A 406-nucleotide genomic window follows, 5' to 3' on the forward strand; every position below is an offset into this window, starting at 1 on the left:
CAGGAATGCTAAAAGAAGTCCGGCGAGCACACGGAAGCACATGAGTAGGGAAGACATTGTTTAGTTTTGAGGGCAGTACCTCAAAGAGAGAGCAGATACGCTGGAAACGGGCCTATAGCTCAGCTGGTTAGAGCGCACGCCTGATAAGCGTGAGGTCGATGGTTCAAGTCCATTTAGGCCCATAGGCAAGGAAAAGAGAAAGCGCATCTGACAGATAAAAGACCATGGGGGCTTAGCTCAGTTGGGAGAGCACCTGCTTTGCAAGCAGGAGGTCATCGGTTCGAACCCGTTAGCCTCCATTGGATCTGAGAAAGATCCAATGAGTTAGTACATTGAAAACTGAATATAATCCAAGAAAAAACCGAGAAACAATCAAAAGAGAAGAGATTGCCAAAGAGCGACCGAG

Annotated in this window: 2 tRNA genes; both read left to right on the top strand. The window is 47.5% G+C overall.

Going from position 1 to position 406, the window contains the following annotated elements:
• Positions 1–108 precede the first annotated feature (108 nt).
• Positions 109–182: transfer RNA gene (locus H3T43_RS09310), tRNA-Ile, on the top strand.
• A 44-nt stretch (positions 183–226) separates the two neighbouring features.
• Positions 227–299: transfer RNA gene (locus H3T43_RS09315), tRNA-Ala, on the top strand.
• The last annotated feature ends 107 nt before the right edge of the window (positions 300–406 follow it).

Source organism: Lactobacillus sp. M0396 (assembly GCF_016101625.1).
GTDB lineage: Bacteria > Bacillota > Bacilli > Lactobacillales > Lactobacillaceae > Lactobacillus > Lactobacillus huangpiensis.